The following is a 23,447-nucleotide window of genomic DNA, read 5'->3' on the forward strand; positions in this document are numbered from 1 at the left end:
GCCGGCTCAGATGTGCAGACCGCACTCGGACTTGTCCGCCCCGGCCCAGCGTCCGGCACGGGCGTCCTCGCCGGGACCGACGCGACGGGTGCACGGCTCGCAGCCGATCGACGGGTAGCCGTCGTTGAGCAGCGGGTTGACGGTCAGCCCGTGGCGCAGCGCGTAGCCGACCAGCTGGTCGTCGCTCCAGCCGGCGATCGGGTTGATCTTGACCAGGTTGTTCGACGCGTCCCACGAGACGAGCTCGGCGGTGGCGCGCGAGGCGGAGTCCGCCCGCCGGACGCCCGTGGCCCACGCCTCGTACCCGGACAGCACCCGGCGCATCGGCTCCACCTTGCGCATGCGGCAGCAGGCCTCGGGGTCGCGGGCGAACAGGTCCGGGCCGTAGGCGTCGTCCTGCTCGGCGACGCTGAGCAGCGGCCGCACGTCCACCACGGTGACGTCGAGGGAGTGCGCGACGGCGTCGCGCGTCCCGATCGTCTCCGCGAAGTGGTAGCCGGTCTCGCCGAACAGCACGTCCACCCAGGGGAGCTGGGCGCTGACCAGCGCGGCCAGCACGGAGTCCGTCATCGAGGACGCCACCGCGAGGGAGTCGCCGAACTCGGCCACCGCCCAGGCGATGACCTCCTCGGCGGTCGCCTCGTCCGCGGAGCCCGGTCCGGACCCGCCGAGCTCGCGGCGACCACGCTCGGCGATCTGCGACAGCTCGACGTCCGAGCGCCGGCGACGCTCCCGACCGTCGACGCGGGCGTTGCGGCGGGCCCGGGACTTCTCCCGCTCGGCGGCGCGGCGGCGTGCTTCCGCGGCGGCGTCGGCGAGGGACGAGGCCCCGGCGGGAGCCGTGGAGGTGGCCGCCGAGGTGGGGCCGACCCCGAGGGAGACCGGTACGGCCGTCACTGCAGCACCTCCTCGTCCGCCCGGTGGGCCCACTCGGCGAACGACTCGCCGTCGCTGCGGTCCGCCGCGTAGCGGCGCACCACGCGCTCGACGTAGTCGGCGACCTCGGTGGCCGGGACCTTCAGGCCGCGCACCGTGCGGCCGAGACCGCCGGCGTCGTGACCCTGCCCCGCGAGGCTGCCGCCCAGGTGCACCTGGAAGCCCGCCATCTGCTCGCCGTCGACGGTGATGATCTGGCCCTTGAGGCCGATGTCGGCGGTCTGGATGCGGGCGCAGGAGTTGGGGCAGCCGTTGACGTTGAGCGAGATCGGCCGGTCGAGCTGCTCGGCGTGCTCGTCCAGGCGCTGCTCCAGCTCGGCGATGACGCCGGCGGCGGTGTCCTTGGTGTCGACGATGGCGAGCTTGCAGAACTCGATGCCCGTGCACGCGATGGTGTTGCGGCGGAACAACGAGGGCCGCGCCGTCAGGCCCAGCGGCTCGAGGCCGTCGACCAGCTCGTCGACCCGGTCGGCGGGCACGCCGAGGACCACGACCTTCTGGTGGGCGGTCAGCCGGGCCGACCGGGCGCCGACGGACTCGACGAGGTCGGCCAGGCCGGTCAGCGTGCCGCCGCCGACACGGCCGACGACGGGGGCGGCGCCCACGTAGTAGTCGCCGTCCTTCTGCTCGTGGACGCCGACGTGGTCGCCCGGGCGGGTCGCCGGGGCCGGGGGCGGGCCGTCGGGCAGCGCGTACCCGAGGTACTCGGTCTCGAGAACTCCCCTGAACCGCTCGGCGCCCCAGTCCTTGAGCAGGAACTTCAGGCGAGCCTTGTTCCGCAGCCGGCGGTACCCGTAGTCGCGGAAGATGCGGATGACGCCGTACCAGACGTCGGGTGCCTGCTCGGCGGTGACGAAGACGCCGAGGCGCTCGCCGAGGCGCGGGGCGGTGGACAGCCCGCCGCCGACCCACAGGTCGAAGCCGGCGCCGAGCTCGGGGTGCTCCACGCCCACCAGGGAGATGTCGTTGATCTCGTGCACGACGTCGAGGCTCGGGTGGCCGGAGATGGCCGTCTTGAACTTGCGCGGCAGGTTCGCGAGCTCCGGGTCGCCGATGTGCCGCCGCTTGATCTCGTCGATGACGGGCGTGGCGTCGATGATCTCGTCGGTGGCGATCCCGGCGACGGGGCTGCCGAGGAAGGCGCGCGGGGAGTCGCCGCACGCCGTCGTCGTCTCCAGGCCGACCGTGTCGAGGCGGCGCCAGATCTCCGGCATGCTCTCGATCTCGATCCAGTGGTACTGGATGTTCTGCCGGTCGGTGATGTCCGCGGTGCCGCGGCCGAACTCGTCCGAGATCTCGCCGAGGACGCGCAGGGCGGCCGGCGTCAGCTCGGCGCCGTCGGTGCGCACGCGCAGCATGAAGTAGCGGTCCTCGAGCTCGTGCGGCTCGAGGGTGGCGGTGCGGCCGCCGTCGATGCCGGGCTTGCGCTGGGTGTACAGGCCCCACCAGCGGAAACGGCCGTGCAGGTCGTCGTCGGCGATGGAGTCGAAGCCGTCGCGCGCGTAGGTCGACTCGATGCGCTCGCGCACCTCGAGCGGCGGGCCGGCCTGCTTGAACTCCTCGTTGTGGTTCAGCGGGGTGGTGCCGTCGATCTTCCACTGGCCGTTCGGCTTCGGGGCGCGGGCGGGCCGCGCCGGGCGACCGGCAGCGTTCGGCGGCGCGGGAGGGTTGGTCTGCGTCGTCATCTGGGGGGAGTTCCTCGGGTCCTCGGGGCGGGACGCGCGACGACGGGGCTCAGCGGGGGTGGGCCGAGACCGACGGCGCGCGCCGGTGCTCAGGTCCGCAGGTGCGGAGGGGGCTGAGAGGGGGCGCGATCAGCGACAGCAGCACTGACAGCTGCACATGCACATGTGCATCGGGCACGCCGGCATGGCACGACGGGTCGTCGTGCTGCGGAGGGGCGCGGCCGTGGTCATGGCGACGAATCTAACCCGCGGTGACCATCTCGCGAAACCCCCGGTCCGCATCGTGGGATCCGGGTGACGCTGCGTGAGACGACGCACGGTCAGGATGGTCTTGCGGGAGCGCGCGCCTCGATAGGCTGCCTGCCATGGAGTTCCTCTACAACATCTTCACGGTGCTGCACTTCGTCGGCTGGGCCATCGTCCTCGGCGGCTACCTCGCCTCGCTGCGCAGCCCGGGCCTGTACCGCGGCGTTTTCCACGGGGCGGCGACCGCGCTCGTCGCAGGCATCCTGATGGTCGGCGTCGCGGAGATGGGCGGCCTGTGGGAAGACTTCGGGCCGTCGATGGCGAAGATCGGCGTCAAGCTGACGATCGCCCTGGTCATCACGATCCTGGCCTTCGTCGCCAAGCGCCAGGGTCGCAAGGGCGACAACGGCACCGGAGCCGTCGCCCCGGCGCTGAAGCACTCGATCGGCGCGCTCGTGCTCGTCAACATCGTCGTCGCCGTCTTCTGGTGACCTGCCGCCGACCGGCCGGTCCGTCGCACCGGCGCCCGGGGCGCGCGTGAGCGTCCTGGGCGAGGTCCTCGTCGGCCTCGCGATCGCCGTCGGGCTCGTCGGGATCGTCGTCCAGGTGCTGCCGGGCAACGCCCTGGTGGCGAGTGCTCTGCTCGTGTGGGCCTGGGCGACCGGCGGCCCGACGGCGTGGACCTGCTTCGCCGTCGCCGCGCTGCTGATCGTCGCCGCCGAGACGGGCAACTGGCTCGTGGCGGGCCGCCACATGCGCCGCGCCGACGTGCCCTGGTCGACCCTCGCCGTCGGCGGCGTCGCCGGGATCGTCGGGTTCTTCGTCGTGCCCGTGGTCGGACTGTTCCTGTTCTTCACGCTCGCCGTGCTGCTCGTGGAGTACCTCCGGCGCCGGGACCGGGCCGCGGCGTGGCGGGCCACCGTGGCCGCCCTCCAGGCCACCGCGATCACCATCGGCATCCAGCTCGTGGGCGGGCTGCTGGCGACGGTGGTGTGGGTCGTCGGGCTCGTGCTGACCTGACGCCGACCCGGCCGTGTGACGATGGCGGCGTGGAGATCCTCACCCGTCACCTCGACGACCTCGAGCCGCGCACCGTCTTCGAGCTGTGCCGGCTGCGCCTGGACGTGTTCGTCGTCGAGCAGGACTGCGCGTACCCGGACCTCGACGAGCGCGACCTCGAACCGGCCACCCGGCACGTGGTGCTGCTCGACGCGGGGCGTGTGGTGGGCACGGCGCGCGTGCTCGACGACACCACCGAGCAGCGCGTCGGGCGGGTCGTGTGCCACCCGGACGTGCGGGGGACCGGGGCGTCCGGCGTCCTCATGCGCGCGGCGGTGGAGGCGGCCACGCAGGCCGCGCCCGGCCAGGACGTGGTGCTGGGGGCCCAGTCGCCGCTGGTCGGCTGGTACGCGACCTTCGGGTTCGCGCCGGACGGGCCGGAGTACCTCGAGGACGGCATCCCGCACACCCCGATGCGCCGTCCGGGCGTGCTCAGCCCGGCAGCTCCATGACGTCGAGGGTGTTGCCGTCGACGTCGCGCAGGACGAACATCGGTGGCACCCCGTCCCAGCGCAGCAGCTCGCCGACGTCGGCACCTGCCGCGGTGAGCGTCGCGTGGTCGGCGACGGCGTCCGTGCTGACGAGCCGGATGCCGGTGTCGGTCCCGGGCCGCCGGCCGCCCTGCGGGCCGACCAGCGCGATCGAGGTCGTCGCGCCCGGCGGGGCCACCTCGGTCCAGCGCGTCCCCGGGCGGAGCTCCTCGTCGAAGAGCACCTCGCAGTCGAGCGTGCCGGCGTAGAAGTCCAGCGCCCGGTCGTGATCGGCCACCGGGACGGCCACGGTGTGGACCCCGGTCAGGTGTGTCGTCGTGTCTCCGCCTCCGTCTCCCCGCGCCCTGTGCGCGACGTCGAGGGGTGGACGACGGGGACCCGCCGGACTCATCGGTGCCGGGGCCCGAGACCCCGTGCCCGGTGGTCCTCAGGGCAGGTCGAGGTCGAGCCGCCCCGACGGTGACGGGTCCGGCGAGACCGCGGGGACCCGCTGGACGTCGACCGGCGTCACGGCCACCTCGACGGCGTAGCTGCCGTCGAGCGCGTCGTCGAGGGACGTCTGCAGGTCGGTGAGGTCCGGCAGGTCGTCCGGCGAGCCCGACAGCTGCACCGTCGCGGTGCCGTCGGTGATCGCGACCGACGTCAGCGTGAGCCGGGAGTCGTCGGGCAGCCACTCGTCGACCGCGGACTGGGCGGCGCGCTGGTCGGCCGACGTGCTGAGCAGGCCGTCGGTGGTCAGCAGCAGCGGCAGCAGGATCACCAGCGCCGCGGTGACGAACGGCGCCATGGTCAGCAGGATCTTGCGGCCGCCGCGGCGTAGCCGGCGCGGGTCGGCGACCCCGGTGAGCACGAAGACGACGGCGGCCGCGAGGACGATGGAGACGAAGTTCGTCGAGAACAGCAGCAGGGCGCCCAGCGCGTCGCGCAGGCGCCCGTCGGACAGCGCCACGCCGACCACCGACAGCGGCGGGACCAGCGCGACCGCGATCGCCACGCCTCCCAGGGACGCCGCGACCCGGCGGTCCACGGTGGCGAACGCCCCGGCGGCACCGGCCGCGAGCGCGACCAGCATGTCCAGCAGCGTCGGGTCCACGCGCGAGGTGATCTGGCTGTTGCTGTCGAAGGGCACGACGATCGGCACCCAGGACGCGATGACGAACGCGATGAGGATCGCGACCGCGGTCCCGGCCAGGATCAGTGCGAAGGAACGAACGGCGCGGAAGGCCCAGCCGCTGACCAGTGCCGCCGCGAGCCCGAGGATCGGGGTCATCAGCGGGGCCACGAGCATGGCGCCGATGACGACGGCGGTGGAGTCCTGCAGCACCGCCAGCGTGGCGATGCAGACGCTGAGGACGAGCATCGTCCACCAGGCGATCTGCTTGGCGGTCATCTCGGGGCGCTCGAGGTAGAGCTGGTCGGCGAGCTTCGTCCGCCCCGCGGCACCCACGTCCACGTGCTCGACCCACGTCCAGAGGATCTCGGTGAAGGAGGGGTAGAGCCCCTCGGGCGCGGGGAGGCGGCCGGCGGCGACGCGGTAGCCGTAGGCGAGCGTGATCGTGCCGCCGAAGACCGCGACGAGACCGACGGCCGCGGCGATCCAGTCGATGTAGGCACCGGGGACGGCCAGGATCAGGACCGAGAAGGCGAGGCCGACACCGCCGCTGGCGAGCCGCGGTGCGCGCTTCTGCTTCGTCCGGCTGAACGCCGCGAGGAGCAGGTTGAGCAGGCTGCGGAAGAGCAGGTACAGCGCGCCGAGCAGGATCGTGAAGGCCAGGGCGGCCGTCGCCGAGAACAGGAACACCAGCGCGAGCAGGAGCGAGGCGAGGCCCCGCACGGCCGCGGTCACCCGTCCGGCGGCGCTGACGTGGCCGCGCCGGATCGTGGTCCACAGGTCGTTGAGACCGGAGGTCAGCAGCCCGATCCCGACGACGGTCTCGGTCAGGCCGTGGGACAGGGCCGGGACCAGCACGAGGACGAGGCCGACGGCGAGGGCCACCGCCCCGCCCACGGTGGAGGGGTTCACCAGCCGACGGGGGTGGGCCAGCAGGTCCTGCAGGCTCGTCTGCGCCGCGGCGTGGTCGGTGCCGCTGGTCACGGGACTGTCCATGGGCAGACCCTAGCGACGGTGCGCCGCGCTGGCTCGCCGTCGGTGTCGGTCGGACGGCCTAGGCTTGTGCCGCCATGACTTCGCTCTTCGACAGCCTCTCGCTCCCCGGACTGGATCCGGCACCCGCCGGCGACACCGCGCGCCTGCCCACGACCGCCCCGCGCTGGGACGACGACGGGGCGCCGGACCGGGTCACCGCGCCGACGACGGAGCCCCACGCGCCCGAGGGGGCCGGCGGCGAGGCGGGCGAGGAGCTGCTGCAGGGCCTCAACGAGCCGCAGCGGGACGCCGTCGTGCACGCGGGGTCGCCCCTGCTCATCGTGGCCGGTGCCGGGTCGGGCAAGACGCGGGTGCTGACCCATCGCATCGCCCACCTGCTGGCGACCCGGCGGGCCTGGCCGGGGCAGATCCTGGCGATCACCTTCACCAACAAGGCAGCCGCCGAGATGCGCGAACGCGTCGAGCAGCTCGTCGGTCCGGCGGCCCGGCGGATGTGGGTGTCCACCTTCCACTCGGCCTGCGTGCGCATCCTGCGCCGCGAGGCCGCGACGCTCGGCCTGCGCTCGAGCTTCTCGATCTACGACGCGGCCGACTCCCAGCGGCTCATCACCCTGGTGTGCCGCGAGCTCGACCTGGACGTCAAGAAGTACCCGCCGCGCTCCCTGGCCCGCAAGATCAGCGACCTGAAGAACGAGCTCATCGACCCGGACGCCTACGCCCAGCAGGCCGGTGCCGACGCGACGGAGGAGGGATGGCGCGAGCGGGCGCTGGCCGGCGGCGGCATCGCCGACTCCTCGGTCCCGGCGTTCGACACCGTGCTCGCCGACGTCTACCGCCGCTACCAGGCGCGCCTGGCCCAGGCCAACGCCCTGGACTTCGACGACATCATCATGACGACCGTCAACCTGCTGCAGGCGTTCCCGAACGTGGCCGAGCACTACCGACGCCGCTTCCGGCACGTCCTGGTCGACGAGTACCAGGACACCAACCACGCGCAGTACGTCCTGGTCCGCGAGCTCGTCGGCGTCCCGGCGAGGAGTGAGCTTGCGAGCCCCGCAGGCGGGGCGCCCGAAGGATCCGGCGGTCCGGACGGGGCGGAGCAGGGCCTGGACCCGGCCGAGCTGACCGTCGTGGGCGACGCCGACCAGTCGATCTACGCCTTCCGGGGCGCCACGATCCGCAACATCGTCGAGTTCGAGCAGGACTACCCGGACGCGACCACGATCCTGCTGGAGCAGAACTACCGCTCGACCCAGAGCATCCTGTCGGCCGCGAACGCGGTCATCGCCCGCAACACCGGCCGGCGCCCGAAGCGCCTGTGGACCGACGCCGGCGACGGGGCGAAGATCGTCGGCTACGTCGGCGACGACGAGCACCACGAGGCGCGGTTCGTCGCCGAGGAGATCGACCGGCTCGGGGACAGCACCGGGGTGCGTCCGGGGGACGTGGCGATCTTCTACCGCACCAACGCCCAGTCGCGGGCGCTGGAGGAGGTCCTGATCCGCGTCGGCCTGCCGTACAAGGTGGTCGGCGGGACGCGGTTCTACGAGCGCCGCGAGGTCAAGGACGCCGTCGCCTACCTGCGGTCGCTGGCCAACCCGGACGACGACGTCTCGCTGCGCCGGGTCCTCAACGTGCCCAAGCGCGGTCTCGGCGACAAGGCCGAGTCCCTGGTGGCCGGCTTCGCCGCCGCCGAGCGGATCTCGTTCGGCGCCGCCCTGCAGCGCGTCGACGAGATCCCCGCGATGACCACGCGCACGCTCAAGCCGTTGCGGACCTTCGCGGCGATGATGGCCGAGCTGCAGGCGATGGTCGACGACGGCTCGACCCCGGCGGAGATCCTGGGCGCGGTCCTCGACCGCACCGGGTACCTCGCCGAGCTGCGCGCCAGCGACGACCCGCAGGACGCCACGCGGGTGGAGAACCTCGCCGAGCTGCACGCCGTGGCCGCCGAGTTCACGGAGATGGACCCCGAGGGCGACCTGGCGGACTTCCTGGAGCGGGTGTCGCTGGTGGCCGACGCCGACCAGATCCCGGACGAGGACGTCGCCGACGGCGGGGCGGAGCACACCCACGACGACGAGCCCGCCGAGGACCCGGGCGTCGTGACGCTGATGACGCTGCACACCGCCAAGGGCCTGGAGTTCCCGGTGGTGTTCCTCACCGGCATGGAGGACGGCACCTTCCCGCACATGCGGTCGCTGCACGACGACGCCGAGCTCGCCGAGGAGCGCCGCCTGGCCTACGTGGGCATCACCCGGGCCCGGGAGCGGCTCTACCTGTCGCGGGCCGGGACCCGGTCGGCGTTCGGCATGGCCAACGAGTTCCCCCCGAGCCGCTTCCTCGACGAGATCCCGACCGAGCTGGTCGACTGGCGCCGCGCGGAGTCCGCGACCCAGACGCTGCGGCGCGGTGGGTCGAGCTGGGGCGGCGGTGCCTACGGTGCCGGCCGCGCGCCCCGCGCCGGGTCCGGCGTCGGACGTCGGGAGGGCGCGTCGCGTCCGACCACCGGCGGCGCCTCCGGGCCGATCGGCCGGACGGGCACGGGATCCGGTCCCCGGTTCGGGTCGGCGACGCCCCGCCAGGACGCCGACATCCCGTCGCTGTCGGTGGGCGACAAGGTCTCCCACGACGCCTACGGGGTCGGCACCGTCGTGGGTCTGGAGGGTGCGGGCCAGAACGCGGTGGCGAAGATCGACTTCGGCGCGGACGGCACGAAGCGGCTGCTGCTGCGGTTCAGCCCGGTCACCAAGCTCTGAGCCCGGCCGGGGCGGGACGGACATGGCCCGCGATGCCATGACGAACCGGACAGCGATTCCCTCGTCCGTCTGTGGAATCGGTCACGTCCAGGGGGCAGAATGCCGTGAGGGTGCCGCGGCCTGACGGCCGCGCACTACTCTGGAACGCGGATGTCTTGACGTCGAGACATCTCTCCGGCCGGCCTCTGCCGACCCAGGGGCACAACCGATGGAAGGACGCAGCAGGGTGGACCTGTTCGAATACCAGGCTCGCGACATCTTCGAGAAGCACGGCGTGCCCGTGCTCGGGGGCGTCGTCGCGACGACGCCCGAGGAGGCTCGCGCAGGCGCTGAGGAACTCATGGGCGGCACCGGCAGCTCTGTCGTAGTGGTGAAGGCCCAGGTCAAGATCGGCGGCCGCGGCAAGGCCGGCGGCGTGAAGCTGGCGCGCTCCCCCGAGGAGGCCGCGCAGAAGGCCGAGGAGATCCTCGGCATGGACATCAAGGGCCACACGGTCCACCGCGTCATGATCGCCGCCGGTGCGCAGATCGCCGAGGAGTACTACTTCTCGGTGCTCCTGGACCGCGCCAACCGCAACTACCTCGCCATGTGCTCCGTCGAGGGCGGCGTGGAGATCGAGGAGCTCGCCGTCGAGCGGCCCGAGGCGCTGGCCCGCGTCGCCGTCGACCCGGCCGTGGGCATCGACGCCGCCAAGGCCGCCGAGATCGTCGAGGCCGCCGGCTTCGCCGCCGACGTCAAGGACAAGGTCGCCGCGGCGATCCAGCAGCTGTGGACCGTGTTCTCCGAGGAGGACGCGACCCTCGTCGAGGTCAACCCGCTGGTCAAGACGGAGCAGGGCGACATCATCGCCCTGGACGGCAAGGTCACCCTCGACGCCAACGCCGACTTCCGGCACCCGGACCACGCCGAGCTCGAGGACTCCGCCACGACGGACCCGCTGGAGGCGAAGGCCAAGGAGCACGACCTCAACTACGTCAAGCTCGACGGCGAGGTCGGCATCATCGGCAACGGCGCGGGTCTGGTCATGTCGACCCTCGACGTCGTCGCCTACGCCGGCGAGGCGCACGGCGGCGTCAAGCCCGCGAACTTCCTCGACATCGGCGGCGGCGCCAACGCGCAGGTCATGGCGGCCGGCCTCGACGTCATCCTGCACGACGACCAGGTCAAGTCGGTCTTCGTCAACGTCTTCGGCGGCATCACCGCCTGCGACGAGGTCGCCAAGGGCATCGTCGGCGCGCTCGAGATCCTCGGCGACGAGGCGTCCAAGCCGCTCGTCGTCCGTCTCGACGGCAACAACGTCGAGAAGGGGCGCGCGATCCTCACCGAGGCGAACCACCCCCTCGTGACCCTTGCCGAGACCATGGACGGCGGCGCTGAGACGGCAGCAGCCAAGGCCGCCGCGACCGCCTGAGACGCCGGAAAGCGAAGACTCACTGACATGTCGATCTACCTGAACTCCGACTCCAAGATCATCGTCCAGGGCATCACCGGCGGCATGGGTGCCAAGCACACCGCCCTGATGCTCTCCTCCGGCGCGAACATCGTCGGCGGCGTCAACGCCCGCAAGGCCGGCCAGACCGTCGAGCACGCCGACGCCGACGGCAACCCCGTCACCCTGCCGGTCTTCGGCTCGGTGAAGGAGGCCATGGCCGAGACCGGCGCGAACGTCTCCGTCGTGTTCGTCCCGCCGGCGTTCACCAAGGACGCGTCCATCGAGGCCATCGACGCCGGCATCGGTCTGCTCGTGGTCATCACCGAGGGCGTGCCCGTCCAGGACACCGCCGAGGTGTTCGCCTACCTGGAGGGCAAGGAGACCCGGATGATCGGGCCGAACTGCCCCGGCATCATCACCCCGGGCGAGTCGCTGGCCGGCATCACCCCGCACACCATCACCGGCTCCGGCCCGATCGGCCTGGTCTCGAAGTCCGGCACGCTGACGTACCAGATGATGTACGAGCTGCGGGACCTGGGCTTCTCCACCGCCATCGGCATCGGCGGCGACCCGGTCATCGGCACCACGCACATCGACGCCCTCGAGGCGTTCGAGAACGACCCCGCTACCGAGGCGATCGTCATGATCGGCGAGATCGGCGGCGACGCCGAGGAGCGGGCCGCGGCCTACATCGCCGAGCACGTGACGAAGCCGGTCGTCGGCTACGTCGCGGGCTTCACCGCCCCGGAGGGCAAGACGATGGGCCACGCCGGCGCCATCGTCTCCGGCTCCTCCGGCACCGCGCAGGCCAAGAAGGAGGCCCTCGAGGCCGTCGGCGTCAAGGTCGGCAAGACGCCGTCCGAGACCGCCCGCCTCATGCGCGAGGTCCTGCAGGGCTGACCAGCCCGTCCGCACGACGCCCGCCCCGCCCGGTCGCCCCGGGCCGGGCGGGCGTCGTCGTCCCCGGCGTGGGAGCGGCGGGACGACGGCGTCCCCGGGCGACGATGGGCCGGTGAGCACCACCGCCAGCAGCCGCCCCGCCGCCGTCGTCGAGCCCGACCGGCCCCGCTCCGTCCGGGCCCGCTTCGCGCTGGCCTCGTCCGGCGTGTGGGCCGCGCTGCAGGCCGTCGGGCTGTCCTACGCCGTCGTCGCGCTGCTCGCGGTCGCGGCCGTCCTGGACGCCCCGAGCGCCTCCGGGTCCGACGGCGGGCTCGGCGCCGGTGTCGCCGCGGCCACCGGGCTGTGGCTGCTCGGGCACGGCGTGCCGCTCGCGGTGGCCGGCGCGACGGTGACCGTCGTCCCCCTCGGGCTCACGGCCCTGGCGGTGTTCACGGCGCACGTCACCGCGAAGCGATCCGCGGTGCCGACCCTGGCCGCCTGGATCGGCGGCACCGTCACCTACGCCGCGACCCTGGTGGTCGCCACGGTGCTGCTCGCTCTCGGCACGCCCGGGTCCCTGTCCGTCACCGACCTCGCGCTCCAGGTGCTCGCCGCCGCGCTCGGGGGCCTCGTGGTCGGCGGCGGGGGATCCGCCCTCGGCATGTTCTCCGCCCCGGACGGGCCGTTGCTGGCCGGGCTCACCCCCCGGCTGGACCCCTACCTGCCGGACACCGCCCGCCTCGGGCTGCGGGCCGGGCTCGTCGGGGCGGCGCTGCTGACCGCGCTCGGCGGCCTGCTGACGACGGTCTGGGTCGTGCTCGGGCGCGGGACCGCCGCGGACGTCGCCGCCGGACTCGGCGGGAGCTGGTTCGCGGTGCTGGTGCTCCTGCTCACCCAGGCCGCGCTGGTCCCCAACCTGGTCGTCTGGTCGACGGCGTGGCTCGCCGGCCCGGGGTTCGCCGTCGGGACGGACAGCACCTTCTCGGCGGCCGCGACGGCCGCGGGCCCGCTGCCGGGGCTGCCGCTGCTGGGCGTGCTGCCCGGGCCGGTCTGGTCGTCGCCGGTCGCGCAGTGGTCACCCGTGCTCGTCGTGGCCTGCGGTGCGGCCGCCGGGTGGTTCGCCTGGCGCCGGCTGGAGCCGAGCCTGGTGCGGGTCCGCGACGTGGCCTGGATCCTGGTCGGCACGGGCGTCGCCGCCGGTGCGGTGACCGTCGCGCTGCAGGCGGTCGCCGGGGGTGCCGCGGGTGCGGACCGGCTCGCCGCGGTCGGCGCCGACGCCTGGGTGACGGGCGGTCTGGTCGCGGCCGAGATCGGCGGCGGGGCGGCCCTGGTGGTGCTCGGCGCCGCCGGTCGCGCGTGGCTGTCCGAGCGCGCGGCGTCCGCCGTCTCGGATGACGGGACCGCGTCGTCCGGCACGTAGGGTAGGCGCGTGCAGACACCGTCCGGCCACCCTGTTCCGCCCGCGTCCGGCGCACGTCTCGTCGTGCTCGCCTCGGGCGGTGGGTCGAACCTCGCCGCCCTGCTCGCGGCGCACGAGGACGAGGCCTACGGTGCCCGGGTCGTCGGTGTCGTCTCCGACAAGCCGGCCGCCGGGGCACTGGACCTCGCCCGCGACGGGGGAGTGGCCAGCGTGGCGGTGTCTCCCGCCGACTTCCCCGACCGGGCCGCCTGGAACGCCGGGATCGGGGAGGCCGTCGAGGTCTTCCGGCCCGACTGGGTGGTGCTGGCCGGCTTCATGCGCATCCTCGCGCCGGACTTCCTGGCGCGCTTCCCGGGCCGCGTCGTCAACACCCACCCCGCGCTGCTGCCCGCGTTCCCCGGCGCCCACGGCGTGCGTGACGCCCTCGACTACGGGGTGAAGATGACCGGCTGCACGGTGCACGTCGTGGACGACGGCGTGGACACCGGCCCGATCATCGCCCAGGCGGCCGTGCCGGTCCTGGACGACGACACCGAGTCGGCGCTGCACGAGCGCATCAAGGTGGCCGAGCGGTCGCTGCTCGTGGAGACCGTCGGGCGCGTCGCGCGCGAGGGGCTGCGCGTCGAGGGCCGACGCGTGCACATCGGCTGATCCCGCCTCGGCGGCCGGTCAGGCCTCGTCGCGGGGGCCGAGCGCCAGGAGGACCTGGTAGGCGTCCCGCGCACTCCCGGGCTCGTCACGGGCGGCGCCGACGGTGCGGCGGGCCCACTTCTCGTGGAGGGTGACGAGCTCGTCCTTCATCTGCCGGGCCTCGTCCGGGGTCAGGAAGACGTTGTTGACGACCAGGGTGCGTCGCCGCGACTCGTCGTCGGCGGGCTCGGCCTCGTTCGCCGCGGCGAAGAGCCGCTCGACCCAGTCGAGGGTCGGCCGCAGGATCTCCGCCGCCGTCCCGGGCGTCCCCGGTTCGACCTGGTAGCTCTCGGCGGCCGGTCGCCACACGCGGTCGCGCTTGTCGCGCGCGAGCTCGGGCGCCTCGACGACCATCCCGGCCTTCGCCAGCGTGCGCAGGTGGAAGCTGACGGAGTTGGCGGGCTCGCCGACGGACCGTGCCAGGTCCGCCGCTCGTCCGTGGCCCGCCGCGACGAGCTGCAGGAGGATCCGCTGGCGCAGGGGGTGGGCGATCGCCTTGAGCGCCTCCGGGGTCTGCACCAGGAACGTCTCCTCCATGGCGGCGATGCTAGCAAGAGACAGTGCGCAAGACCTATTGCGCAACAACTAGTGCGCAACTAGTGTTGCGGATATGACGGCCACCTCCACCGCCCCGACCACCGACCCGGCAGCGGGGCAGCGGTCGCGCAGCCTGCTGCGCAACCGCTCCTACCTGCTGATGATGTCGGGACTCACCGCCCAGGCGTTCGGTGCCGGCGTCGCGGCGTTCGCGGTGCCGCTGCTCGCGTACGCGGTCACCGGCTCGGTCTGGCAGGCCGGGGTGGTGTCCGCCGTCGGGCACGTCGGCGCGTTGGTCGCCACGCTCCCGGCCGGCGTCGTGGCCGACCGGGTCGACCGGCGCCGGCTCGTCGTCGTGTCGGCGTCGCTGGCCGCGCTCGCCTGGTTCGGCGCCGCGCTCGCCGCGCTGGCCGGGGTCCTCGGCGCCGTGCACCTGGCGGGCGTCCTGCTCGTCTCGTCGGTGGCCGGGGCGTTCGTCGACCCGGCCGTTGCGGGCGCCTTCCGCTCCGTCGTCCCTGCGCAGCAGCTCTCGTCCGCCTACGCCGCGGTCCAGGGCAGGGACGCCGCAGCGTCCCTGGTCGCCGGCCCGCTCGGCGGCGTGCTCTACGGGATCGCGCACGCGGCGCCGCTGGTCGCCGGCGCCGTCGGGCACCTCGCCACCGCGGTGTGCACGTGGTTCGTGCGCGAGCCGCTCAACGCCGACACCGCCGAGGCGCGGCGGACCCGCCCGGCTGCCGCCCTGCGCGAGGGGCTGCGCTACGTGTGGTCGGTGCCCCTGTTCCGCATCTGCCTGGGGCTGTTCGCCGTGATCAACGTGGCGATCAACGCGCTCCTCCTGGCGATCACGCTCGACCTGACCGCGGATGGCACCCCCGCGGCGCAGATCGGCCTGCTGTCCGGGACGGCGGGGGCCTCGATGCTGGTGGGCGCGGTGATCGCCCCGGCGCTGGTCGCGCGGGTGCGCGTGGGCGTGGTGACGCCGGTCTCGCTCGCGATGGTGGCCGGGTCCGCCGTCGTCATGGCCACCACCCAGGAGTTCGTGGTCCTCGTCGCGGCCCTCGGCCTCGGCGTGCTCGGGGTGCCGGCGGCGAACGCCGGGCTGGCCGGGTACGCCGCCGCGATCACCCCGCCGCAGATGCAGGGCCGGTTCTCGTCGGTCATGGAGCTGTCCGGCGTGGTGGCGATGCCGCTGTCGCCCCTGGTGGGCGGGGGCCTGCTGGCCGCGGCCGGGCTGCCGACCACGCTCGTCGTCCTCGCCGCGGTGCTCGGCGCCGCGGTGGTCGCCGTGTGGTGCGCCCGGCCCGTGCGCCGGATCGGGCTGCCCGCGACCTGGGCGGACGACGCGATCGAGGCCTGATCCGCCCCCGGGAACGCGTCCCGCACCCCCGCCCCTCCGTTGTGGGCATGAAATCTGCAGCTCCCCGACGTCGGGGAGCTGCAGATTTCATGCCCACAACGGGCGGTGGGTCTCCGGCGGTGGGCTCAGGCGGCGGACCAGCCCCCGTCGGAGGCCAGGATCTGGCCGTTGAGGTTCGTCGAGTCCGCGGACAGCAGGAACGTGATCGACGCCGCGAGCTGCTCCGGCATCGCGATGTCGGCCATGATGCCCATCGCCGACTGGACGCGTCCCATGCCGAACTCGTCGACGTCCTGGGGGCTCATCCCGGTCGCCACGCCGCCCGGGGCGACCGCGTTCACCCGGACGCCGGTGCCGGTGTACATGAATGCCGCGTTCTTCGTCAGGCCGACCACCGCGTGCTTGGAGGCGGTGTAGGCGGCGCCGGAGGCCGAGCCGCGCAGGCCGGCCTCGGAGGCGACGTTGACGACGCGGCCTTCGGCCGCGGCCAGCATCCCCGGCACGACGGCGCGCATCAGCTTCATCGTGCCGGTGACGTTGACGGCGAAGACCTTCTCCCACGTGGCGTCGTCCACGGTGTGCACCGCCGCGAAGCGGTCCATGATCCCCGCGACGTTCGCCAGGGCGTGGATGCGGTCCCCGGCCGCCGCGACGACCCCGGCGATCGCGGCGTCGTCGGTGATGTCGGCGGTGACCGGCACGACCTCGGCGCCGGCGGGCAGGGAGTCGGCGAGCTCGGCCGCCAGCTCGTCCAGGCCGGCCTGCGTCATGTCGACGGCGATCACCCGGCCGCCCTCGCGCGCGACGCGGGAGGCGGTCGCCCGGCCGATGCCGGAGGCCGCGCCGGTCACGACGACGGTCTGCCCGGAGAAGCGGCCGGGCGTGATCTCCTCGACGAACTCGGCGGGCTCCGGGGCCGCGGTGCCGGCGCTCTCGCTCGCGTCCTCGGTCGCGGCAGCGGTGTCCGTCGCGACGGGCGCCCCGCCCGCCGCCTTGGCCGCCCGGACCTGCTCGACGAGCTGCTCGGCGACCTCGCGGGAGAACTTGCCCCGGGAGACCTTGATGAGCTTCTCGAAGCTCATGCGCTTGACGGGTGCCAGCGCCTTGGTGGACTGCCCCTGGGCGGCGAGCATCTCGGTGAGCGCCGCGTTGCCCTCCGGGTCGGCGAGCCACTCGCGCACGGTGTGCTGGAGCGTGAGGTCGGCCATGGTGATCCCTCCGAGTTCTTGACCGGACAAGAGTGTCCGGATGTCTCCGTCTAAAGTAGCACCCGTGAGTACCTCGGTGGGTGAGAACGGGCGGCGGTCCAACCCTGGGCCGCGGGCCGCCGCTCGCAACCGGGCGGCTCTGCTCGCCGCGGCCCGCGAGATCTTCGCCGAGCACGGTGCTCACGCTCCGCTCAACGCCGTCGCGCGCCGCGCCGGGGTGGGGCAGGGGAGCCTCTACCGGCACTTCCCCGACCGGCTCACCCTCGTGCTCGCGCTGTTCGAGGAGCAGGTGAGCACGGTCGAGGAGCTGGCCGAGGACCCCGACGCCTCGCTGCTGGACCTGCTCGGGCTGGTGACCCGGCACGCCATCGACTCGGTGGTGAGCATCGACCTCGCGGCCAGCTCCCCCGAGGTCCGGCCCGACCCCCGGCTGCTGGACCTGACCGAACGGCTCGCCGACCTCGTGCGCTCCCGTCTGGACGAGGCCCTCGCCCGCGGGCAGGTGCGGCCCGGCACCGACGTCGAGGACGTGCTGCTCGGCATCGAGATGGTCGCCTCCGCGCTCACGCGTCGACCCGCCCGGGAGCGCGAGGAGTACGCCGTCCGGGCGTGGCGCCTGCTCGGGTTCGACGTCGTCGCCGCGCCGCGCTGACCCTGCCGCGCCGACCCTGTCGCGCTGACCGCGGCGGCCGGCCGATTCCGTGGCTCCGGGGTGGCGCCGGTAGGATTGGCCCCGGCCGTGACTGGCGAAGGTGGAGCCACCACCGGGGAGCGGCCGACTCGATCCGACCCGGCAGCCCGCCGCACCGCGTTCGAGCCACACCGTGCGCGCCGCCCGCCTGGGTGCCAGGGTTTCCGCGAAGGTCCGACCCCGAGGAGACCACCCCGATGTCCGGCATCCCCACGAACCCCGACCTCCGGCTCGCCGACGACGCGCGCCACCCGATCCGCCGCGCCCTGCTGAGCGTCTACGACAAGTCCGGCCTGGTCGAGCTCGCCACCGCGCTGCACGGCGCCGGCGTCGAGCTCGTCTCCACCGGCTCGACGGCGGCGCGGATCGCCGACGCCGGCGTCCCCGTCACGCGCGTCGAGGAGCTGACCGGCTTCCCCGAGTGCCTCGAGGGCCGGGTCAAGACCCTGCACCCGCGCGTGCACGCCGGCATCCTCGCCGACACCCGCAAGGCCGACCACCTCGACCAGCTCCGCGAGCTCGAGATCGACACGTTCGACCTCGTCGTGGTGAACCTGTACCCGTTCGCCGAGACCGTCGCCTCCGGCGCCGCGCCGGACGCCGTCGTCGAGCAGATCGACATCGGCGGGCCCTCCATGGTGCGTGCCGCCGCGAAGAACCACCCGAGCGTCGCCGTCGTCGTCGACCCCGCCCGGTACGACGACGTCACCGCCGCCGCGCAGGCGGGCGGCTTCACGTTCGCCGAGCGCAAGCGCCTCGCCGCCGCCGCGTTCGCGCACACCGCCACCTACGACGTCGCCGTGTCGGCCTGGTTCGCGAGCGCGTACGCCCCGGACGAGGCGGCCGCGACCTCGGGCATGCCCGACGTGGTCGGTGCGACCTACGAGCGCTCCGACGTGCTGCGCTACGGCGAGAACCCGCACCAGGGCGCCGCGCTCTACACGCGCACGGACGGCGCGACCGGGCTGGCGCAGGCCACCCAGCTGCACGGCAAGGCGATGAGCTACAACAACTACGTCGACGCCGACGCCGCGTGGCGGGCCGCGCACGACCACACCGACCCGGCCGTGGCGATCATCAAGCACGCCAACCCGTGCGGCATCGCCGTCGGGGCCGACGTCGCCCAGGCCCACGCCCGTGCGCACGCCACCGACCCGGTCTCCGCGTTCGGCGGGGTCATCGCCGCCAACCGCACGATCACGAAGGCGGCGGCCGAGCAGATCGCACCGGTGTTCACCGAGGTCGTCGTGGCCCCGGGCTTCGAGCCGGAGGCGCTCGAGGTGCTGCAGGCGAAGAAGAACATCCGCCTGCTCGTCGTCGACGGCGCCCCGGACGCGCCGGTCGAGACCCGGCCGGTCTCCGGCGGTCTGCTCGTCCAGGCGGTCGACCGGTTCCAGGCCGACGGCGACGACCCGGCGTCCTGGACGCTGGCCGCCGGCGAGCCGGCCGACGAGGCCACGCTCGCCGACCTCGCCTTCGCCTGGCGCGCCGTGCGGGCCGCGAAGTCGAACGCGATCCTGCTCGCCGCCGACGGCGCCGCCGTGGGCATCGGCATGGGCCAGGTCAACCGCGTGGACTCCTGCCGGCTGTCGGTGGAGCGGGCCAACACCCTCGCCGACGCCGGGTCGGGTCCGGCCGAGCGCGCCCGCGGCGCCGTCGCGGCCTCGGACGCCTTCTTCCCGTTCGCCGACGGCCTGCAGGTGCTGCTCGACGCCGGCGTGCGCGCCGTCGTCCAGCCCGGCGGGTCGATCCGGGACACCGAGGTCGTCGAGGCGGCGCAGGCCGCCGGGATCACGATGTACCTGACCGGGACGCGCCACTTCGCGCACTGACCCGTTCGCGCCACGAGCGTGCCGGAAAGTTCTCTATCGGCTCCAGGTAGGGGAGATTCCGGCACGCTCGTCGCGCGAGACGGTCAGGTGACGACGGTGGTGCGCAGCTTGACCGCGGGGTCCCCGGCCCGCTCGAGATCCATCCGGAGCGGGCCGGGGCGGTTCATCGCCCGCCGGACCGCGCCGACCTCCTTGGGCGCGTCGACGAGCAGCACGGCGCGGACGACGGCGACCCCGTCGCCCGCGTCGTGCCCGGCGGCGGTGTCCTCCGGGCCGCCCACGGTCGGCGCCGTCCAGAACGCCGCCCACGACCCCGTGCCGGGGGTGCCGCGCCACGCCGTCGGCGCCCCCTCGGGCAGCCCGAAGAGGGCCAGGTCGTGACCGAGCTGGCGCGAGAACACGTAGGGCGCCTGCGGCGGCTCGGCCGGCAGGCCCAGCATCGCCCGGGCCGTCGCGTCCGGGTCGTGCAGCGCCGCGGACCAGTGGCCCCCGGGCACGACGCCGAGCTCGGGGTGCGGGCGGGAGGCCACGTCCCCGACGGCCCAGACGCCGTCCGCCCCGGGGACCGCACCGCCGGCGTCGACGAGCAGCCCGCCGGCGGGGTCGAAGACCATCTCCGGCAGGGTCCCGCGCAGCCAGGCCGTGGCCGGTCGGGCGCCGACGGCCACGAGGACGACGTCGGCGGGGACCTCCTCGCCGGAGGTGAGGGTGACGCCGTCGCGGCGGACCGCGGCCGCGGTGGCGTCGAGACGCAGGCGGGCGCCGGCCTCGGCGTACCAGGGCGCCAGGTGGGCGCCGACGTCGGCGCCGAGCTGTCGCGCCAGCGGCGCGGGGCCGGCCTCGAGCACGGTGACCTCGGCGCCGGCCCCGGCCGCCACCCCGGCGACCTCCGCGCCGATCCAGCCCGCCCCGACGATCACGAGCCGCGTGCCGGGCCGCAGGTCGGCGCGCAGCCGGTCGGCGTCGGCGGCGGTGTGCAGCACGTCGGCGTCCCAGCCGGGCGGCAGCACCGGTCGGGACCCGCAGGCCAGCACGACGGCGTCGGGGGCGAGGCGGTCGCCGGACCGCGTCGTGAGCGTCGGGCCCGGCTCGACGGCGACGACCGGGTCGGCGAGGCGCACCTCGTCGGCGAGAGCGTCCAGGTCGACGCCGAGGTCGTCGCGCAGCCACAGCGGCTCGGTGCGCGACACGAGCTCCTTCGACAGCGGCGGCCGGTCGTAGGGCGGCAGCCCCTCCTCGCCGAGGACGGTCAGGTGCCCGTCGAAGCCGTGGGCACGCAGCGCCGCGGCCGTCTGCGCGCCGGCCAGCCCCGCGCCCACGACGACGACGGAGCGCGGCGGTCGCGGGTGCGGGTCGTCCCGGAGGGGGGCAGGGGCGGGGAGGTCGTTCGTCGCGGGCACCGGTCCAACCTAACCGCCGGGCGCTCCGGCGTGGGTCGCGCCAGGTAGTCTCGACGCCGTGGTTCCCGACACCCCGCAGCCGTCCTGGCACTCCCTCGACGCCGGCCCCCGGCAGCGCCGCGACGCGCCCAACCCGGTGCCGGCGATCCTGGTGGTGCTCGCCGGGATCCTGCTGGCCGTGCTGCTCGGTCTGCTCGTCGGTGCGCGCCTGGGCTCGTTGACGATCGCCGGGACCCTCGCGGTGGCCGGCACCTGGCGGGCGGTGGCGCCGGGCGGACCCGCCGGCCTGGCGATCCGCAGCCGCGGGTTCGACGTCTTCCTGTGCTGGGGGGCCGCGACCGTGATCGCCGTGCTGGCCCTGACGGCCCCGGGAGTCTGAGACCCCGCGCACACGAACGCCGGGTGGCGGTCCCTGCGGACCAGCACCCGGCGTTCGTCGGTTCCCGCCCCGTCGTGGCGGGGCGGCTCGATCAGGTCGTCGTGGGCTTGTCGTCCTCGTCGGCCTGCGTCTCGGTCTCGGCCTCGGCGGAGTCCTCGGCCTCCTCGGCGCTGGCGGCGGAGTCCTCGGTCTCCTCGGCGACCACGGCGGCCGCGGTGGCGGAGGCCACGGCGGCGACGGTCGCCGCCTCGGCGGTCGCCGGGGCGGTGCCCGGCTGCTCGCCCCAGCCGTCGGCCGCCGTCGGCGCGGCCGGCAGCGGCGCGAAGGCCCGGGCGAACAGGGCCGCGAGGGCGGCGCCCACGAGCGGGGCCACGACGAACAGCCAGAGCTGGCTGCCGACGCTGCCCTCGCCCCAGGCGTCGGGCGAGACGACCGACGCGAGCGACCGGGCCGGGTTGAACCCGGTGTTGGTGACCAGCCAGGACACGATGTGCAGGGCGGTCAGGGTCAGCCCGATGACCACCGCCGGGTAGGTGATCTTGGCCCGCTCGTTGGTCACGCCGAGGATCACACCGACGAAGATCGCGGCGATGAGGACCTCGACGATCGCGGCGGTCGCGAGGTCGAAGGTGGCCCCGCCCTGGGTGAGCGTGTTCATCGGGGAGTGGTCGCCGTAGCCGTTGGCGGTGGCGGCGAGCACCTCGCCGGACGACGCCGACCCGACGAGCGCGCCGTAGCCGTCGGGGATGATGAGGAGCATCAGCGCGCCGGCGGCCGCGCCGCCGACGAGCTGGGCGAGCCAGTAGGGCGCGAGGTCGACCCACCGGGACCGGCCGGCCAGCGTCAGGCCGAAGGTCACCGCCGGGTTGAAGTGGCCGCCGGACAGGTGACCGACGGCCGCGATGGCGGCGATGAGGGCGATCCCGCCGGCCAGGGCGACGGTCATGATCTGCCCGCCGTTGGCGACGTTGAACGTCGCCGTCCCGACGATCCCGAGGACCAGGACGAAGGTGCCGAAGGCCTCCGCCGCCATCCTGGTGAAGAGCCGGGGCGGTGGCGGCGTCGTCTCGACGTCGTGCGGTGTCACGGTCTGCGCGGCCATGGGTGTCCTTTGCTCGTCGGTGAAGTGTGCCGGCGCCCACCGGGGGACGCGGCGGCGATGCTGGCAGCGGTTCCTGAGCACGACCTGGACGTCGCGCGGTCGACCGGTGCCGTCCGGGGTGCACGCTACCGCGCGGTCCGGGTGTTTCGTCGGATCCGACGTCCGGAGGGGATGACGACGACGGCCGGGTACGCCAGAGTGGGCCCATGAGGACTCCTGTGAACGTCACCGTGACCGGAGCCGCCGGTCAGATCGGGTACGCCCTGCTGTTCCGCATCGCCTCGGGCGCGATGCTGGGACCGGACACCCCCGTGCGGCTCAAGCTTCTCGAGATCCCGCAGGGGGTCAAGGCGGCCGAGGGCACCGCCATGGAGCTCGACGACTGCGCCTTCCCGCTGCTGGCCGGCATCGACATCGACGACGACGCCACCCGCGCCTTCGACGGCACCAACGTCGCGCTGCTGGTCGGCGCCCGTCCCCGCGGGCCCGGTATGGAGCGGGCCGACCTGCTCGAGGCCAACGGCGGCATCTTCGGGCCGCAGGGCACGGCGATCAACGACGGTGCCGCCGACGACGTGCGGGTCCTCGTGGTCGGCAACCCGGCCAACACCAACGCCCTCATCGCGTCCTCGCACGCCCCGGACGTGCCGGACGACCGCTTCACGGCGATGACGCGGCTGGACCACAACCGGGCGCTGTCCCAGGTCGCGCACAAGGCCGGCGTACCGGTGTCCGAGGTGCGCCGCCTGACGATCTGGGGCAACCACTCGGCCACGCAGTACCCCGACCTGTTCCACGCCGACGTCGCCGGCAGCCCCGGCGGCACGCTGACGGCCGACACGGCGTGGCTGACCGACGACTTCATCCCCACCGTCGCCAAGCGCGGCGCGGCCATCATCGACGCCCGCGGGGCGTCCTCGGCCGCGTCGGCGGCGAACGCGGCCATCGACCACGTCCACGACTGGGTGCACGGCACCCCGGCCGGGGACTGGACCAGCGCGGGTCTGGTCTCCCACGGCGAGTACGGCGTGCCCGAGGGCCTGGTGTGCTCCTACCCGGTGACGTCGTCGGACGGCGCCTGGCACGTGGTCGAGGACCTCGAGCTCGACGCGTTCTCGCGCGAGCGCATCGACGCCAGCGTCGCCGAGCTCGTCGCCGAGCGGGACACGGTGCGGTCGCTCGGACTCGTCTGACCGGCACCGCCGGGGGCCCGGGGCCCGAGGAAAAGGAGTCGAGC

Annotated in this window: 21 protein-coding genes; 13 read left to right on the plus strand and 8 right to left on the minus strand. The window is 74.2% G+C overall.

From position 1 onward, the window contains the following. Window positions 1-6 precede the first annotated feature (6 nt). Window positions 7-897: a phosphoadenylyl-sulfate reductase gene (locus tag PO879_RS03875; protein ID WP_278236611.1), complete on the minus strand. Its 891-nt coding sequence runs from the start codon at window positions 895-897 to the stop codon at window positions 7-9. Beyond that, window positions 894-2,621 carry a nitrite/sulfite reductase gene (locus PO879_RS03880; protein WP_278236612.1) on the minus strand — a complete coding sequence of 576 codons (1,728 nt, stop codon included), beginning with the start codon at window positions 2,619-2,621 and terminating at the stop codon, window positions 894-896. Before PO879_RS03880 ends, PO879_RS03875 begins: the two co-directional genes overlap by 4 nt. Window positions 2,622-2,986: 365 nt before the next feature. Here PO879_RS03880 and PO879_RS03885 point away from each other — a divergent pair, with 365 nt between their 5' ends. Genes PO879_RS03885 through PO879_RS03895 form a run of 3 tightly spaced genes read left to right on the plus strand, consistent with a single transcriptional unit; the run spans window position 2,987 to window position 4,378 of the window. Continuing rightward, window positions 2,987-3,358 carry a hypothetical protein gene (locus tag PO879_RS03885; protein ID WP_278236613.1) on the plus strand — a complete coding sequence of 124 codons (372 nt, stop codon included), beginning with the start codon at window positions 2,987-2,989 and terminating at the stop codon, window positions 3,356-3,358. A 46-nt stretch (window positions 3,359-3,404) separates the two neighbouring features. Then, window positions 3,405-3,887 carry a DUF456 domain-containing protein gene (locus PO879_RS03890; RefSeq protein ID WP_278236614.1) on the plus strand — a complete coding sequence of 161 codons (483 nt, stop codon included), beginning with the start codon at window positions 3,405-3,407 and terminating at the stop codon, window positions 3,885-3,887. A gap of 29 nt (window positions 3,888-3,916) precedes the next feature. Beyond that, complete coding sequence (locus tag PO879_RS03895; RefSeq protein WP_278236615.1) at window positions 3,917-4,378, plus strand: GNAT family N-acetyltransferase; 462 nt, start codon at window positions 3,917-3,919, stop codon at window positions 4,376-4,378. Here the strand turns inward: PO879_RS03895 and PO879_RS03900 are convergent. Together PO879_RS03900 and PO879_RS03905 are read right to left on the minus strand one after the other, a co-directional pair. After that, window positions 4,359-4,706, minus strand: coding sequence for a VOC family protein (locus tag PO879_RS03900; protein WP_278236616.1), 348 nt, complete (start codon window positions 4,704-4,706; stop codon window positions 4,359-4,361). The genes PO879_RS03895 and PO879_RS03900 overlap by 20 nt on opposite strands. A gap of 138 nt (window positions 4,707-4,844) precedes the next feature. Continuing rightward, window positions 4,845-6,524 (minus strand): DUF389 domain-containing protein, encoded by a 1,680-nt coding sequence (locus PO879_RS03905; RefSeq protein WP_278236617.1) that lies wholly within the window; start codon window positions 6,522-6,524, stop codon window positions 4,845-4,847. Between the two features lie 74 nt (window positions 6,525-6,598). On the opposite strand from PO879_RS03905, the gene pcrA reads away from it, so the two are divergent. The 5 genes from pcrA (at window position 6,599) to purN (ending at window position 13,665) form a co-directional block, all read left to right on the plus strand. Further along, window positions 6,599-9,283, plus strand: a complete 2,685-nt coding sequence (gene pcrA, locus PO879_RS03910; RefSeq protein WP_278236618.1) for a DNA helicase PcrA — start codon at window positions 6,599-6,601, stop codon at window positions 9,281-9,283. Window positions 9,284-9,509: 226 nt separating this feature from the next. Next, window positions 9,510-10,694, plus strand: coding sequence for an ADP-forming succinate--CoA ligase subunit beta (sucC, locus tag PO879_RS03915; RefSeq protein ID WP_278236619.1), 1,185 nt, complete (start codon window positions 9,510-9,512; stop codon window positions 10,692-10,694). Between the two features lie 27 nt (window positions 10,695-10,721). Further along, complete coding sequence (gene sucD, locus PO879_RS03920; protein WP_278236620.1) at window positions 10,722-11,615, plus strand: succinate--CoA ligase subunit alpha; 894 nt, start codon at window positions 10,722-10,724, stop codon at window positions 11,613-11,615. 112 nt (window positions 11,616-11,727) lie between these two features. Continuing rightward, window positions 11,728-13,014, plus strand: coding sequence for a DUF6350 family protein (locus PO879_RS03925; protein ID WP_278236621.1), 1,287 nt, complete (start codon window positions 11,728-11,730; stop codon window positions 13,012-13,014). 9 nt (window positions 13,015-13,023) lie between these two features. After that, window positions 13,024-13,665, plus strand: a complete 642-nt coding sequence (purN, locus tag PO879_RS03930; protein WP_278236622.1) for a phosphoribosylglycinamide formyltransferase — start codon at window positions 13,024-13,026, stop codon at window positions 13,663-13,665. A gap of 18 nt (window positions 13,666-13,683) precedes the next feature. Here purN and PO879_RS03935 read toward each other — a convergent pair whose 3' ends face one another. Beyond that, entirely contained in the window at window positions 13,684-14,241 is a 558-nt protein-coding gene (locus PO879_RS03935; protein ID WP_278236623.1) for a helix-turn-helix domain-containing protein, read from the minus strand. 73 nt (window positions 14,242-14,314) lie between these two features. On the opposite strand from PO879_RS03935, the gene PO879_RS03940 reads away from it, so the two are divergent. Then, the gene (locus PO879_RS03940; RefSeq protein ID WP_278236624.1) at window positions 14,315-15,598 is read left to right on the plus strand and encodes an MFS transporter; all 1,284 of its coding nucleotides are present in this window, start codon (window positions 14,315-14,317) and stop codon (window positions 15,596-15,598) included. Window positions 15,599-15,723: 125 nt separating this feature from the next. Here PO879_RS03940 and PO879_RS03945 read toward each other — a convergent pair whose 3' ends face one another. After that, window positions 15,724-16,806: an SDR family NAD(P)-dependent oxidoreductase gene (locus tag PO879_RS03945; RefSeq protein ID WP_278236625.1), complete on the minus strand. Its 1,083-nt coding sequence runs from the start codon at window positions 16,804-16,806 to the stop codon at window positions 15,724-15,726. A 64-nt stretch (window positions 16,807-16,870) separates the two neighbouring features. Between PO879_RS03945 and PO879_RS03950 the strand changes: the two genes are divergently transcribed. Beyond that, on the plus strand, window positions 16,871-17,458 hold the full coding sequence (locus PO879_RS03950) for a TetR/AcrR family transcriptional regulator (protein WP_278236626.1): 588 nt from the start codon (window positions 16,871-16,873) through the stop codon (window positions 17,456-17,458). A 236-nt stretch (window positions 17,459-17,694) separates the two neighbouring features. Further along, window positions 17,695-19,329, plus strand: a complete 1,635-nt coding sequence (purH, locus tag PO879_RS03955) for a bifunctional phosphoribosylaminoimidazolecarboxamide formyltransferase/IMP cyclohydrolase (protein WP_278236627.1) — start codon at window positions 17,695-17,697, stop codon at window positions 19,327-19,329. Window positions 19,330-19,412: 83 nt separating this feature from the next. Here the strand turns inward: purH and PO879_RS03960 are convergent, their stop codons facing one another. Beyond that, window positions 19,413-20,729, minus strand: a complete 1,317-nt coding sequence (locus PO879_RS03960) for an NAD(P)/FAD-dependent oxidoreductase (RefSeq protein ID WP_278236628.1) — start codon at window positions 20,727-20,729, stop codon at window positions 19,413-19,415. A gap of 58 nt (window positions 20,730-20,787) precedes the next feature. Between PO879_RS03960 and PO879_RS03965 the strand changes: the two genes are divergently transcribed. Continuing rightward, window positions 20,788-21,108, plus strand: a complete 321-nt coding sequence (locus tag PO879_RS03965) for a DUF3017 domain-containing protein (protein WP_278236629.1) — start codon at window positions 20,788-20,790, stop codon at window positions 21,106-21,108. 91 nt (window positions 21,109-21,199) lie between these two features. Here the strand turns inward: PO879_RS03965 and PO879_RS03970 are convergent, their stop codons facing one another. Further along, complete coding sequence (locus PO879_RS03970; RefSeq protein WP_278236630.1) at window positions 21,200-22,210, minus strand: aquaporin; 1,011 nt, start codon at window positions 22,208-22,210, stop codon at window positions 21,200-21,202. A 206-nt stretch (window positions 22,211-22,416) separates the two neighbouring features. On the opposite strand from PO879_RS03970, the gene PO879_RS03975 reads away from it, so the two are divergent. After that, complete coding sequence (locus PO879_RS03975) at window positions 22,417-23,403, plus strand: malate dehydrogenase (RefSeq protein ID WP_278236631.1); 987 nt, start codon at window positions 22,417-22,419, stop codon at window positions 23,401-23,403. Window positions 23,404-23,447 lie beyond the last annotated feature (44 nt).

The organism is Isoptericola sp. AK164, from assembly GCF_029643425.1.
GTDB classification, from domain to species: domain Bacteria; phylum Actinomycetota; class Actinomycetes; order Actinomycetales; family Cellulomonadaceae; genus Isoptericola; species Isoptericola haloaureus.

Excerpts from the sequence above, each read along its gene's own strand:
- PO879_RS03975 (WP_278236631.1), top strand. The coding sequence starts at position 22,417 with ATGAGGACTCCTGTGAACGTCACCGTGACCGGAGCCGCCGGTCAGATC.
- PO879_RS03935 (WP_278236623.1), bottom strand. The coding sequence starts at position 14,241 with ATGGAGGAGACGTTCCTGGTGCAGACCCCGGAGGCGCTCAAGGCGATC.
- purH (WP_278236627.1), top strand. The coding sequence starts at position 17,695 with ATGTCCGGCATCCCCACGAACCCCGACCTCCGGCTCGCCGACGACGCG.
- PO879_RS03945 (WP_278236625.1), bottom strand. The coding sequence starts at position 16,806 with ATGGCCGACCTCACGCTCCAGCACACCGTGCGCGAGTGGCTCGCCGAC.
- PO879_RS03940 (WP_278236624.1), top strand. The coding sequence starts at position 14,315 with ATGACGGCCACCTCCACCGCCCCGACCACCGACCCGGCAGCGGGGCAG.
- pcrA (WP_278236618.1), top strand. The coding sequence starts at position 6,599 with ATGACTTCGCTCTTCGACAGCCTCTCGCTCCCCGGACTGGATCCGGCA.
- PO879_RS03885 (WP_278236613.1), top strand. The coding sequence starts at position 2,987 with ATGGAGTTCCTCTACAACATCTTCACGGTGCTGCACTTCGTCGGCTGG.
- PO879_RS03905 (WP_278236617.1), bottom strand. The coding sequence starts at position 6,524 with ATGGACAGTCCCGTGACCAGCGGCACCGACCACGCCGCGGCGCAGACG.
- PO879_RS03880 (WP_278236612.1), bottom strand. The coding sequence starts at position 2,621 with ATGACGACGCAGACCAACCCTCCCGCGCCGCCGAACGCTGCCGGTCGC.
- sucD (WP_278236620.1), top strand. The coding sequence starts at position 10,722 with ATGTCGATCTACCTGAACTCCGACTCCAAGATCATCGTCCAGGGCATC.
- PO879_RS03970 (WP_278236630.1), bottom strand. The coding sequence starts at position 22,210 with ATGGCCGCGCAGACCGTGACACCGCACGACGTCGAGACGACGCCGCCA.